General features: G+C 68.5%; 14 protein-coding genes. 11 read left to right on the top strand and 3 right to left on the bottom strand.

The window, feature by feature from the left end:
* Positions 1-9 precede the first annotated feature (9 nt).
* The 3 genes from ACU4E7_RS05390 to motA are packed head-to-tail and all read right to left on the bottom strand — an operon-like array spanning position 10 to position 2,092.
* A complete protein-coding gene (locus tag ACU4E7_RS05390; protein ID WP_447020901.1) occupies positions 10-288 on the bottom strand; it encodes a hypothetical protein in 279 nt (92 codons plus the stop codon).
* A complete protein-coding gene (locus ACU4E7_RS05385) occupies positions 272-1,198 on the bottom strand; it encodes a flagellar motor switch protein FliM (protein ID WP_238123874.1) in 927 nt (308 codons plus the stop codon). Before ACU4E7_RS05385 ends, ACU4E7_RS05390 begins: the two co-directional genes overlap by 17 nt.
* Before the next feature lie 3 nt (positions 1,199-1,201).
* Positions 1,202-2,092, bottom strand: coding sequence for a flagellar motor stator protein MotA (gene motA / locus ACU4E7_RS05380; protein ID WP_238123875.1), 891 nt, complete (start codon positions 2,090-2,092; stop codon positions 1,202-1,204).
* A 252-nt stretch (positions 2,093-2,344) separates the two neighbouring features.
* Between motA and flgF the strand changes: the two genes are divergently transcribed.
* The 11 genes from flgF to fliR all read left to right on the top strand — a co-directional run bounded on the left by flgF (position 2,345) and on the right by fliR (position 12,884).
* Positions 2,345-3,067, top strand: a complete 723-nt coding sequence (gene flgF / locus ACU4E7_RS05375) for a flagellar basal-body rod protein FlgF (protein ID WP_238123876.1) — start codon at positions 2,345-2,347, stop codon at positions 3,065-3,067.
* Between the two features lie 22 nt (positions 3,068-3,089).
* Complete coding sequence (fliI, locus tag ACU4E7_RS05370) at positions 3,090-4,412, top strand: flagellar protein export ATPase FliI (protein ID WP_447020900.1); 1,323 nt, start codon at positions 3,090-3,092, stop codon at positions 4,410-4,412.
* 97 nt (positions 4,413-4,509) lie between these two features.
* Positions 4,510-5,775, top strand: coding sequence for a flagellar hook protein FlgE (locus ACU4E7_RS05365; protein WP_447020899.1), 1,266 nt, complete (start codon positions 4,510-4,512; stop codon positions 5,773-5,775).
* Between the two features lie 35 nt (positions 5,776-5,810).
* Entirely contained in the window at positions 5,811-7,268 is a 1,458-nt protein-coding gene (gene flgK / locus ACU4E7_RS05360) for a flagellar hook-associated protein FlgK (RefSeq protein WP_447020898.1), read from the top strand.
* Positions 7,269-7,273: 5 nt separating this feature from the next.
* Positions 7,274-8,323: a flagellar hook-associated family protein gene (locus ACU4E7_RS05355; RefSeq protein WP_447020897.1), complete on the top strand. Its 1,050-nt coding sequence runs from the start codon at positions 7,274-7,276 to the stop codon at positions 8,321-8,323.
* A 13-nt stretch (positions 8,324-8,336) separates the two neighbouring features.
* Positions 8,337-8,678: a flagellar biosynthesis regulator FlaF gene (gene flaF, locus ACU4E7_RS05350; RefSeq protein ID WP_447020896.1), complete on the top strand. Its 342-nt coding sequence runs from the start codon at positions 8,337-8,339 to the stop codon at positions 8,676-8,678.
* Positions 8,675-9,094: a flagellar biosynthesis repressor FlbT gene (flbT, locus tag ACU4E7_RS05345; RefSeq protein ID WP_447020895.1), complete on the top strand. Its 420-nt coding sequence runs from the start codon at positions 8,675-8,677 to the stop codon at positions 9,092-9,094. The genes flaF and flbT overlap by 4 nt, the downstream gene beginning before the upstream one ends.
* Before the next feature lie 219 nt (positions 9,095-9,313).
* Positions 9,314-9,730 carry a flagellar hook assembly protein FlgD gene (flgD, locus tag ACU4E7_RS05340; RefSeq protein WP_447020894.1) on the top strand — a complete coding sequence of 139 codons (417 nt, stop codon included), beginning with the start codon at positions 9,314-9,316 and terminating at the stop codon, positions 9,728-9,730.
* Between the two features lie 3 nt (positions 9,731-9,733).
* Positions 9,734-10,000, top strand: a complete 267-nt coding sequence (gene fliQ, locus ACU4E7_RS05335) for a flagellar biosynthesis protein FliQ (RefSeq protein WP_238123884.1) — start codon at positions 9,734-9,736, stop codon at positions 9,998-10,000.
* A 47-nt stretch (positions 10,001-10,047) separates the two neighbouring features.
* Positions 10,048-12,132, top strand: coding sequence for a flagellar biosynthesis protein FlhA (flhA, locus tag ACU4E7_RS05330; RefSeq protein ID WP_447020893.1), 2,085 nt, complete (start codon positions 10,048-10,050; stop codon positions 12,130-12,132).
* Positions 12,129-12,884 (top strand): flagellar biosynthesis protein FliR, encoded by a 756-nt coding sequence (fliR, locus tag ACU4E7_RS05325; protein WP_447020892.1) that lies wholly within the window; start codon positions 12,129-12,131, stop codon positions 12,882-12,884. Before flhA ends, fliR begins: the two co-directional genes overlap by 4 nt.

Below are 12,884 nucleotides of genomic sequence, written 5' to 3'. Positions count from 1 at the left end.
TGCGGCCGGTCACAGGCTGTGGGCGCGGGTGCGAGCATCGAGCTCGGCGATGACGCCGTGCGCATCGTCGATGCGGCCGGCGAGCAGGGTCAGCACCTCGCGCCCGTCACTGGAGAAGGTGACGAGGGAATCGCGGGCCGCCAGCAGCGCCAGCGAGGCTTCGTCCAGCGCCCGCTCGTAATCGAGGTTGAGCCGGTCGAGCCGCGTCAGCCGCCGATGCAGCATCACGGTGCAGGTGGTGGTGGTGAGGAGAGCTGCCAGCAGCAGCATGTCAGCGGGGGAGAACATCGTCGACAAAGTCCTGGCTGGGGTTGATCTGTTCATCGAGGCGCACGACATAGGCGCCGTCGGCCTGGCCGAGCTGGCACCAGTACAAAGGCTGGTCGGCGCTCTCGAGCTTGACCTTGGTGGACGGGCTGGCGTTGAGGTGGATGACCTGCCCCACCTTCAGCGCCGCCACATCGCCCAGCTCCACCTCGCGCTCCTCCAGGATGGCGCGGACCTTGACGGAGGTGCGGTTCACCTCGTCGCGGATCTTCTGCGCCCACTTGGGGTCGCGGCTGGAGGATTCCGCATTGGCGGTGTGCGAGAGCACCCGCCGCAGCGGGGTGAGGGCCTGCTGGGGAATGAGGACGAACATCTCGCCGCCGCGGTTGAGCGCCTGCAGCAGGAATTTGGCGATCACCGCCAGGTTGTTGCGCCGGCCGATAACGGCGAAGTCCATGCGCGTTTCCTGCCGCTCGAACTGGAACGAGGTGTCGCTCACCAGCGCGAACGAGGCTTTCAGCGCCTTCGCCATCTGCTCGAACAGCAATTGGGCCACCCGGGCCTCGATGTTGGAGAAGGAGCGTTCATCCTCCACCGGCGGCTCGGAGCCGTCGGCACCGAACAGCGCCTCCACCATGGTGAAGATGAAGTCGCGGTCGAAGCCGACGATCAGCTGGCTGTCCCAGGACGGGGCCTGGAAGATGCCGGCGATGGCCATGCCCTCATAGGTTTCCAGCACGTCGCCGATGCGCCCGCTTTCGACGCTGCACAGGGAATAATAGGCCTGGGAGGCCGCGAACTGGCGCAGGCCGTCGGCGCAATGGGTCGCCATCCGGTCGAACACCACGTGCAGCATGGGCAGCCGGTCCAGGGAGAGGCCGGCCGCGTCCAGCAGCATGTCGCGGATGTCCTGGTGCTTGTGGCTCGACATGGTTCAGGCCGCCTGCTGCTGGACCGCGCCGCTGGACGAGGGCGCCGCCTGGATGGATTCGCTTTCCACTTCATCAATGCTCGGCCGCTCGCCGGCGGAGATGGTCTTGCGGCCGTGCTCCAGGGCGATGGGCGGCAGCGCGCCGTTCATGAAGGCGATGAGCGCCTGCTTGGTGATGATGAACGGCTGGCACTGCTTCTCGCGCGTCGCCTTGATCTTGGCCGACAGCGGCGTGAGGATCGCGTAGGACGAATAGATGCCCACGAAGGTGCCGATGAGCGCCGAGCCGATGTAGTGGCCCAGAATCTCCGGCGACTGGTCGATGGCGCCCATGGCCTTGACGATGCCCAGCACCGCCGCGCAGATGCCCAGCGCCGGCAGCGCCTCCGCCACCGTGGAAATGGCGCCGGCGGGCTTGGTCTTGTGCTTCTTGATGGTGGAGATCTCCTGTTCCATCAAGGCTTCGATCTCATGGGACTTGGCGTTACCGATGAGAATCAGGCGTGCATAATCGCAGATGTACTGGGTAAGCTCCTTGTCCTTCAGGATGCTGGGGAAGTGTCCGAACATCGGCGAATTCTGCGGATCGTCGATATGGGCTTCCACTTCATTGCGCGGCTTCTGGCGCATGTCGCGCATCAGCGCATAGAGAAGACTGAGAAGAGCCAGGAAATCCTTGCGCTTGGGCGAGACGCCCATGGCGGCATGCATGATGCCCGATCCCGTATCCTTGATGACCGAGATGGGGTTGGCGATGATGAACGTGCTGAGCGCGATGCCGCCGATGATGAGATATTCAAACGGCTGCCACACCACCTCCGGATGGCCGCCCATGGCCATGAAGCCGCCGAAGGTGGCGCCGAGGCCGAGTATGATGCCGATGATGACTGCCAAGACACCGTCCCCCTGACGTATCCGTGCCGCGCTCCTGACGCGGCGTTGCCCCAAGCAGTACGAGCGCAGGATTGCGCGAGGCTGCCATGGGCGATGTGCGGGGGCCGGGGGCGGTAGTTCGTGGCGGGGCAGGTTCGCGCAAGCCATCGCGCCTAGCTGTTCGGCGAGGAGGGTTGGACCCGCGTCCGACCCCGAATCCGATCCCGCGTCCTTCCTTGGCCGTTGCGGCTCCGCCCGCGCATGGAGGCTGCCGTGTCCTCGACCGTCTATGTGTCCCTGTCCGCGCAGATGGCGGCCGACAAGCGGCTCGCCACCATCGCCAACAATATCGCCAACCTGGGCACCCCCGGCTTTCGCGCGGAGGCGGTGCGGTTCGAGAGCGTCATGTCCGAGGCCGGCGGCGATAGCGTCGCTTATGTGTCGAAGGGCGAAACCTTCACCTCCCTCAAGGCCGGTTCGGTGACGCCCACCGGCAATCCCCTCGACATGGCGGTGGAGGGGGACGGCTGGTTCGCGGTGCGCACGGCCCAGGGCACCGGCTACACCCGTGACGGTCGGCTGAAGATGAGCCCGGAGGGCGAGCTGCGCACCATGGGCGGCGCGCCGATCCTTGATGCCGGTGGTGCGCCGGTGATGATCGACCCTACCGGCGGCGAGGTGCGCATCGGCGCCGATGGCGCGGTGTTCCAGGGCCGCAAGGCGGTGGCCCGGGTGGGGCTGTTCCTGCTGCCGCCGGGCGCCACCCTCACCCGCCACGACGGCGCGACGGTGATTGCCGACCAGCCCGGCACCCTGGTGCAGGACTTCACCCGCAACATGGTGCGCCAGGGCTATGTGGAAGGCGCCAATGTGGATCCGGTGCAGGAGATGACCCGCCTCATCACCCTGCAGCGGGCGTTCGAGGAGGCGGCCTCGGCGGTGTCGCAGAGCGAGGACGCCACGTCGAGCGTCATCCGCCAGCTCGGCCCCAGCTGAGCCGCGCGCCGGGAGGCTTGTGATGAACGCATTGGAACGCCTGGGCGCGGCGGTGGAAGCGGGGTTGGAGGCGTGCCCTCCGGTCCGGGTGGGGGGCGTGGTGCGGCAGGTGGCCCCCACCCATTTCGAGATCGCCGGCCTCTCCAGCCTGCTGAAGCTGGGCGAGCGCGTGGGCCTGGAGGGCGCGGGCGGCACCCGTTTCGGCGAGGTGGTGCGCATCGACGGCGCGGGCGCGGTGGTCAAGCCTTTCGATACGTCCACCGATATCGGCATCGGCGCCCGGGCCTACCGGCTCGGTCCGCTGGCGCTCAGCCCCTGCGCCGGCTGGCGCGGCCGGGTGGTCAATGCCCTCGGCCAGCCGCTGGACGGGCACGGGCCGCTGCCGAAGGGCGAGCGGGCCATGCCGCTCGATCGCGAGCCGCCGCCCGCCATGGCACGGGGGCGGGTGCACCGCCCCCTGCGTACTGGCGTGCGGGTGGTGGATCTGTTCACGCCGCTCTGCGAAGGCCAGCGCATGGGCATCTTCGCCGGTTCGGGCGTCGGCAAGTCGACCCTGCTGTCGCTGCTCGCCCGCTGCACCGGCTTCGATACGGTGGTGGTGGCGCTGGTGGGTGAGCGCGGCCGCGAGGTGCGCGAATTTCTGGAAGGGCCGCTGGCCGCCAATCGCGACCGCGCCGTGGTGGTGGTCTCCACCTCCGACGAAAGCCCGATGATGCGCCGCATGGCGCCCCAGGCGGCGCTGGCCATCGCCGAGCATTTCCGCGATGCCGGCGAGAGCGTGCTGCTGATCGTCGATTCCGTCACCCGCTATGCCCATGCCGCCCGCGACGTGGCGCTGGCGGCGGGGGAGCCGGCGGTGGCGCGGGGCTATGCCCCCAGCGTGTTTTCCACCCTGCCCAAGCTGCTCGAGCGGGCCGGACCGGGCACAGAGGGCACCGGCGCCATCACCGGCATCTTCTCGGTGCTGGTGGATGGCGACGACCACAACGACCCGGTGGCCGATGCCATCCGCGGCACGCTGGATGGCCACATCGTGCTCGATCGCGGCATCGCCGACCAGGGCCGGTTTCCGGCGGTCAATGTGCTGGGCTCCGTGTCCCGCCTGGCCGGCGAGGTGTGGAGCCCGGCGGAGCGGGACCTGGTGCGGCGGCTGAAGGCGATGGTGGCGCGCTTCGAGGATACCCGCGACCTGCGGCTGATGGGCGGCTACCAGGCCGGGGCCGATGCCGATCTCGACCAGGCGGTGGCGGCGGTGCCGCGCATCTACGAGGCGCTGTGCCAGACCCCCGACATGGCGCCGAGCACCGATGCGTTTTCCGAGCTGGCGGCCGCCCTGCGACCCTAGGGGCAGCCTCGCACAAGCCATCGCGCGCCAGATGAACGGTGAAGAAAATCCAAATATCCGCCGCGTGAGCGGTTCTCTGATTTGAGGAACGGGACCGATGAGCCTTTATGGAATGCTCAACACCAGCGTATCGGGCATGAACGCGCAGTCGAACCTGCTCGGGACCGTCTCCGATAACATCGCCAATTCCGGTACGGCGGGATACAAGGCGGCGGATACCGAGTTCACCTCGCTGCTGCTGCAGTCTGGAGAGACGAGCGGGGCGGAATACCAGCCCGGCGCCATCAACACCAAGGTGCGCTATGCGATCTCCCAGCAGGGCGCGCTGAACTACACTTCCTCGCCCACGGATCTTGCGGTGCAGGGCAACGGCTTCTTCGTGGTGAACGACACCGCCGGTCAAGCGCTGCTGACCCGCGCCGGCGGCTTCCATGTGGATGCCACATCCGGCAACCTCGTGAATGCCGGCGGCTACACGCTGATGGGCTATGACGTGCGCGACGGCGCCGCCGATCCGGTGCTGAACGGCACCGCCGGCCTGGTGCCGGTCAATCTCGGCAGCACCACGCTGGCGGCCAGCCCCTCCACCACCGGCACCTTCGCCGCCAACCTGCCGGCGGCGGCCGACGTCATCACCGGCGCCACCGCAGGCAGCAATGGGGCGGGCGCCACCTTCAGCGAGAAATCGTCCCTCGTCACCTATGACAATCTGGGCGGCCAGGTCACCCTCGACATCTATCTGAGCAAGACGGCGCAGAGCCCGGCCCAGTGGGAAATGGCGGTGTACAACCGCGCCGATGCCCCCGCCAGCGGCGGCTTCCCCTACGCCTCCGGCTCACTCGCCACCCAGACCCTCAGCTTCGATGCCAGCGGGCGGCTGTCGTCCAGCGGCACCGTGGACATTCCTGTCCCCAATGGGTCCACGCTCGCCCTCGACATCTCAGGCATGTCGCAGCTCGCCACCGGCTACACGCCGCTGACGGCCACCGTGAACGGCAATGCGCCGGTGTCGGCCTCCGACGTCTCGGTGGGGGCGGATGGCACCGTCTATGCGGTGGACCAGACCGGCCAGCGGGTGCAGCTGTTCAAGCTGCCGCTCGCCTATGTGGCGAGCCCGGACGAGCTCGCTCCCGTCACCGGCAATGCGTTCTCCATCTCCGAGAAGTCCGGCAACCTGCAGGTGGGCTTCGCCGGTGAGGGGGGCCTTGGCGCGGTGGTTTCCGGCGCCACCGAGCAATCCAACGTGGACATGGCCGCGGAGCTGACCCGCATGATCGTCGCCCAGCGCGACTACACGGCCAATTCCAAGGTGTTCCAGACCGGCGCCGAGCTGCTCGACGTGCTCATGAACCTGAAGCGCTGAGCGCTTCGCCCTGACGTTCCCGGGAAGGATCGGCCATGTCCCTGTCGCTCGCCTTCAACACCGCGCAGTCGGCGCTCGCCACCACGGCGACGCAGCTGCAGGTGTCGAGCCGCAACGTGGCGGCGGCGAACGATCCTTCCGCCGCCCGCAAGATCGCGGTGACGACCACCACACCCGATGGCTCCACGCGGGTGGTCTCCATCACCCGGGCGGCGGGCGGACAGCTGTTCGTGCGCATGCTCGCCGCCACCGCCGGCACGGCGGCCCAGCAGGCGGTGGATGAGGGGCTGACCACCCTGAGGAGCACGGTGGACGACAGCAACACCCCCACCTCGCCCGCCGCCCGCATTGGTGTGCTCGCCGATGCCCTGTCGCAGGCGGCCAACACGCCCGATGATCCCACCCTCGCGCGCCAGGTGGTGACCGGCGCGCAGGACCTCGCCGGCGCGCTCAACAGCGCCACCGCCACGGTGCAGCAGGCCCGCGGCGCCGCCGACAGCGCCATCGCCAGCTCGGTCACCCAGATCAATGATCTGCTGCGGCAGTTCCAGGTGGAGAATGCAGCGGTGGTGCGCGGGGTGTCGGCGGGCGCGGACATAACCGACACCCTCGATCGCCGCGATGCCATCCTCTCGCAATTGTCGCAGGAGATCGGCATCTCGACCGTCACCCGCGCCAACAACGACATCATGATCTACACCGATAGCGGCGCGACCCTGTTCGAGACCACGCCGCGCGCGGTGACCTTCCAGCCCACGCCGGTGATGGATGCCACCACGAGGGGGGGCGGCGTGTATGTGGACGGGGTGGCTGTGGCCGGTCCCGGCGCCACCATGCCGGTGCAGTCGGGGCGCATCGCCGGCCTGACCCAGCTGCGCGACCAGATTGCGCCCAGCTATCAGACCCAGCTGGACGAGATGGCGCGGGGCCTCATCACGGCCTTCGCGGAAGCCGACCAGAGCGGCGCCGGCGGCCCGGCCCTGGCGGGCCTGTTCACCGGCTCCGACGCCGCCGTGCCCGACGGGCTGACATCGGGCCTCGCCGGTCGGCTGCGTGTCAACGCCGCCCTCGATCCGGCCCAGGGGGGCGACCCCATGCGGCTGCGCGATGGTGGCATCAATGGCGCGGCCTATCTCTACAACACCAGCGGCGCCGCCAGCTTTTCCGGCCGGCTGGCGGAGCTTGGCACCGCCCTCGCGGCCCAGCAGAGCTTCGATGGGGCGAGCGGCCTGCCGGCCGCCGCCAGCCTCGACCAGCTCGCCACCGCCTCGGTCAGCTGGCTGGAGGGCGCGCGCAAGGCGAGCGCCGTGCGGCTCGACAGCGAACAGGCGGTGCTCACCAAGGCCACCACGGCCCTGTCGGCCGGTGCCGGGGTCAATCTCGACCAGGAATATGCCGCCCAGCTGGAGCTCGAACGCAGCTACCAGGCCTCCTCCAAGCTGATCGGCGTTGTCGGCCAGCTTTATGATTCCCTTTTCGCGGCAATCGGATAACGGCGATGATGAGCAATTCCATCTCCACCCTCGCCTGGACCAGCCCCGCCCGCTCGGCGTTGCCGCGCCTGCAGGCGGACATCTCCAGGGCCTCCGTGGAGCTGTCCACCGGCACCAAGGCCGACATCGGCCTTGCCCTCGGTGCAGGCGTGGGCGAGAGCCTGGGTCTCAGCGTGGCCCGCGCGCGCATCGACGCGCAAATTCAGAGCAATGCCTTCGCCACCGGTATCCTCGGCCGGGCGCAGACCGTGCTTGGCCAGATCTCCGATCAGGCCAACGGCTTCCTGAAGGACCTGTTGGCCGGGCAGTCGGGCAACGCCAACGGCGCCATTCTCGCGGCCCAGGGCCGTGCCGCGCTGGCCACCTTCACCGCCAGCCTCAACACGTCCGACGGCCAGCGCTACCTGTTCGGCGGCATCAACAGCGCCCGCACGCCCATGGCCGATTATGCCGCTGGCCCCAAGGCGGCGGTGGATGCCGCCTTTGCCACCGCCTTCGGGCTCGATCCGGCCGACCCGCAGGGCGATCCCAGGGTGGGCTCCATCGCGGCCGACGACATGGCGCGCTTCCTCGACACCACTTTTGCGGATCTGTTCGCCGATCCGGCGTGGGGCGACAGCTGGTCCGCGGCCTCGAGCCAGCCGCTGACCGCGGGCATCAGCCAGGATAGCCGGGTGCGGATTTCCGCCAGCGCCAACGCGGCGCCGCTGCGGCAGCTGGCCATGGCCTTCACCATGGTCGGTGAGCTCGGCACCGCCAGCCTGTCCGACGCCGCCCGCAAGGTGGTGATGGAGAAGGCCACCACGGTGCTGGGCGAAGCGGTGAGCGGGGTGACGGCGCTGGGCGCCGACCTCGGCGTCTCCCAGCAGCGGGTCACCGCCGCCAACGCGGCCCTGTCCCAGGCGGCGAGCCTCACCGACCGCCGCTTCAACACCCTGGTGGGGGTGGACCCCGCCGAAGCGAAGACCCGGCTCGATACGCTGACCACGCAGCTGCAGATGTCCTACGCCACCACGGCCAGGATCATGCAGCTGTCCATCATGAACTATGTGTGAGCACGAGGACGCCATGTACAAGTTCGCCTATGCGGAGATCCTCGACGAATCCGCGACCCTGAGCCGCGAACGCGAGCGCCTGGCGCTCGACCACGCGGTGGACCTGCTGGAGCGGGCCACCGGCGCCGCCGCGCCGGAGCGGCAGGCGGCGCTCCTCACGCTGCAGAAGCTGTGGAGCTTCTTCATCGCCGATCTGGCCGATGGCCATAATGAGCTGCCGCAGGCGCTCAAGGCCGATCTCGCCTCCCTGGGCCTGTGGGTGATCCAGGAGGCGGATCGCGCCCTCAACGAACAGGCCCACCCGCTGCGGGGGCTGATCGACGTCAACCGCGCCATTCGGGATGGGCTGAAATGAGCAAGACCATGCGCCTTTCGCTGCGTGCCGGGGAGAAGATCTATCTCAACGGCGCGGTGCTGCGGGCCGATCGCAAGGTGACGCTGGAGATCCTCAACGACGCGACCTTTCTTCTGGAAGGCCACGTGATGCAGGTGGAGGAGACGGCGACGCCGCTGCGCCAGCTCTATTACATCATCCAGTCCATGTTGATGGACCCGGCCCACGCGGCGGATGCCCGCGCGCTGTGCTTCCGGCATCTCGCAGGCCTGTTTCAGGCCTTCTCCAATGCCTCCATGCTGATGAGCCTGGACGAGGTCGGGCGGCTGGTGACCGAGGAGCGCTGCTACGACGCCTTGCGCGCCCTGCGCGGGCTGTTCCCCCTGGAAGACGCCATCATGGGTCGCACCGGCTCGGTGCCCCCCAAGGCCGCCTAAAGGGCGGCCGGAGGGGCTGCACCTCGCTCATGACAACGCCCTGAGCGGGCCGCCGTGTTGATCATCGCCCGGCCCAAGGCCGGGCGCTTTGTTGTGTCGTTGAGGGTCCGCGCGTGTCCGCGCCCCGCTCCATGTCCCCTCTGCGCCCCTCCCTGCCCACTTGCACGACGGCCTCACGCAACCTTCGCCGGGCACAAGGGGGCAACGGAGGATTTTCCGATGACCCAGATCTCCAGCACTATGCCCGCGTCGGGGCTGACATCCAGCGCGTCGACGGCGGCCACCACGTCCACCGGCGCGCCGTCCAGCGTGGACTATCGCGCGTTCCTGCAGCTCCTGGTGGCCCAGCTGCAGAACCAGGATCCCACCTCGCCGATGGATTCCACCGCCTACATGTCGCAGCTCGCCTCCTTTTCCCAGGTGGAGCAGAGCGTGGCCAGCAACGCCAAGCTGGACTCGCTTCTGGCCGCCAGCGCCCTGCAGACCGCCGACCTCGCCCTGGGCCGCACGGTGACGTCGGCCGATGGCAGTGTCAGCGGCACGGTGGCGTCGGTGCAGATCACCTCGTCCGGGCCGGTGGCGACGCTCGCCAACGGGCAGAGCGTGGCGCTCGGCGCCGGCGTGACCCTGAGCTGAGCCATGAACGAGGCCGATGCGCTCGACCTCACCCACGCCGCCATTTCCACCGTGCTGGTGGCAGCCGGGCCGGCGGTGGCTGCGGCCATGCTGGTGGGCATCCTCATCGCCCTGTTCCAGGCGCTGACCCAGATCCAGGAAGTTACGCTCACCTTCATCCCGAAGATCATCGCGGTGCTGGTGGTGTCGGCCCTCACCGGCTCGTTCATGGGGGCCCAGATCATGGCCTTCACGGAGGAGCTGTACGGCCACATCGCCAACGGCTTCTGAGGGCCCCGCGATGTGCTGCGCCACGCCCGAACGAGGGAATCTGACCGATGGCCGATCTGTCCCTGATCGATGAACCGGGCGTCCGCTCGCGGCGCGACATCGGCTTCGCCATGGGCATCGTGGCGATCCTCGCGGTTCTGTTCCTGCCCATTCCGCCGGTGCTGATCGACATCGGCCTTGCTCTGTCCATCGCCCTGTCGGTGCTGATCCTGATGGTGGCGCTGTGGATCCAGAAACCGCTGGAATTCTCCGCCTTTCCCACCGTGCTGCTGATCGCCACCCTGCTGCGGCTCGGCCTCGGGGTAGCCACCACCCGCCTCATCCTCTCCCACGGGGGGGATGGGGTGCATGCCGCCGGGCGCATCATCAACGGCTTCTCCCAACTGGTGATGAGCGGCGACTTCGTCATCGGCATCGTGGTGTTCCTGATCCTGGTGACGGTGAACTTCCTGGTCATCACCAAGGGCGCCACCCGCATCGCCGAGGTGGGGGCGCGCTTCACCCTGGACGCTATCCCCGGCAAGCAGATGGCCATCGACGCCGATCTCAACGGCGGCCTCATCGACGACAAGGAGGCGCAGCGCCGTCGCAGCGAGCTGGAGGAGGAAAGCTCCTTCTTCGGCTCCATGGACGGCGCCTCCAAATTCGTGCGCGGCGAGGCGGTGGCGAGCCTCATCACCATCGCGGTCAACATTTTTGGCGGCATCATCATCGGCGTCACCCGCCATGGCATGCCCATCGGCGATGCGGCGGACATCTTCACCCGCCTGTCGGTGGGCGATGGCCTGGTGTCGCAGATCCCGGCCCTCATCGTGTCGCTGTCCGCCGGCCTCCTGGTCTCCAAGGGCGGCACCCGGGGGCGGGCGGAAAAGGCGGTGCTGGGCCAGCTTGGGGCCTATCCGCGCGCCCTGTTCGTGGCCGCCGGCCTCATGTTCGCTTTGGCACTGGTGCCGGGCCTGCCGCTGCTGCCGTTCGCGCTGCTGGGCGGGATCATGACCTTCGTCGGTTATTCCATTCCCCGGCAGCTCGCCAGGCAGCGCGCCGAGGAAGAGGCCAAGGCCGTGGCGCAGAAGCAGGAGGCCGAGCGCGAGGCGCGCGAATCCGTCAAGGAAAGCCTGCGCACGGCGGAAATCGAGGTGTGCGTGGGCAAGCAGCTGGCGGGGCAGGTGCTGCGCGCGCCCACCGAGCTCAACCATCGCATCGGCAAGATGCGGCGCAAGTTCGCCATGCGCTATGGCTTCGTGGTGCCGGACATCCGCATGACGGAGAGCCTCGGCGTGCCGGCCAAGGGCTATCAGCTCAAGATCCACGGCACGGTGGTGAGCGTCCAGGAGCTGCGCATCGGCGAATTGCTGGTGGTGGTGGGCGATGGGCCGGCGCCGGACGTGCCCGGCGACGAGGTGCGCGAGCCGGCCTTCGGCATGAAGGCCATGTGGGTGGCGGAGGCCTATGCGGGCGAGGTGAAGCGCGAGGGCTTCGCGCCGGTGGACAATCTCACGGTGATCCTCACCCATGTCAGCGAGGTGATCGCCAACAACCTGCCGCAGCTTCTTTCCTACAAGGACATGCGCGGCCTGCTCGACCGGCTCGATCCGGAATACAAGCGCCTGATCGAGGACATCTGCCCGGCGCAGATCTCCTTCTCCGGCCTGCAGGCGGTGCTCAAGCTGCTGTTGTCGGAGCGGGTGTCCATCCGCAATCTCAACCTCATCCTGGAAGCCATCGCCGAGATCGTGCCCCACGCCCGCCGGTCCGAGCAGGTGGCCGAGCATGTGCGCATGCGCATGGCCCAGCAGATCTGCGGCGATCTCGCCGAGGGCGGGGTGCTCAACGTGCTGCGGCTGGGGTCCAAATGGGACCTGGCCTTCCACCAGGCGCTCAAGCGCGACGCCAAGGGCGAGGTGATCGAGTTCGACATCGACCCGCGCCTGGTGGAGCAGTTCGGCGCCGAGGCCGCCACCGCGGTGCGCGAGCGCATGCGCGCCGGCACGGCCTTCGTGCTGGTGACGGCGCCGGATGCCCGCCCCTATGTGCGCATGATCGTGGAGCGCATGTTCCCCTCGCTGCCGGTGCTCTCCCATGTGGAGATCGCCCGCGGTGTGGAGATCAAATCCCTGGGGGCGATCGCGTGAGCCCGCTCACCGGCACCGTCATCCTCACCTGCTTCCTGGTGTTCTGCCGGATCGGCGGGTGTCTGATGCTGATGCCGGGGGTGGGCGGGCGCAACCTGCCGCCGCAGGTCCGCCTGTTTCTCGGTCTCGCGGTGGCCCTGGCCTTCGTGCCGGCCACCTATGGGCTGGTGGCGCCGCAGGTGGAGGGGGCAAGCCCGGCACGGCTGCTGGTGATGATCGCCGGCGAGGTCGGCACCGGGGCGCTGATCGGCCTTTTGGCGCGGATCTACATCCTGGCGCTGGAGACCCTGGCGAGCTTCATGGCCCAGGCGGTGGGCCTGGCCGCCATGCCGGGCCTTTCGGTGGAGGACAACGCGCCGCTGCCCACCCTCGCCACCCTGTTCACCTTCGCCGCCGTGGCGCTCATCTTCATGGCGGACCAGCATCTCGAGCTGGTGCGCGGCCTGTTCGACAGCTATCGCCGGGTGCCGCCCGGGGCGCTGTTTGGCGCGCGGCCGGCGCTGGTGGATCTGGTGGACCAGCTCACCGCCGCCTTCCTGCTCGCGCTGCGCATCGCCAGCCCCTTCATCCTCTATTCGATCCTGGTCAATTTCGCGGTGGGGCTCATCAACAAGTTCACGCCGCAGATCCCGGTGTTCTTCATCGCCGGGCCGTTCGTCACCGCCGGCGGTCTGCTGCTGCTCTATGCGAGCGTCGAGCCGCTGCTGTCCGGTTTCCTGCTGGCGTTCAGCCAGTGGCTGCGCAATGGCTGA

It is taken from the genome of Xanthobacter sp. ZOL 2024, assembly GCF_052932325.1.
This window is presented reverse-complemented; position numbering and strand designations above follow the sequence as displayed.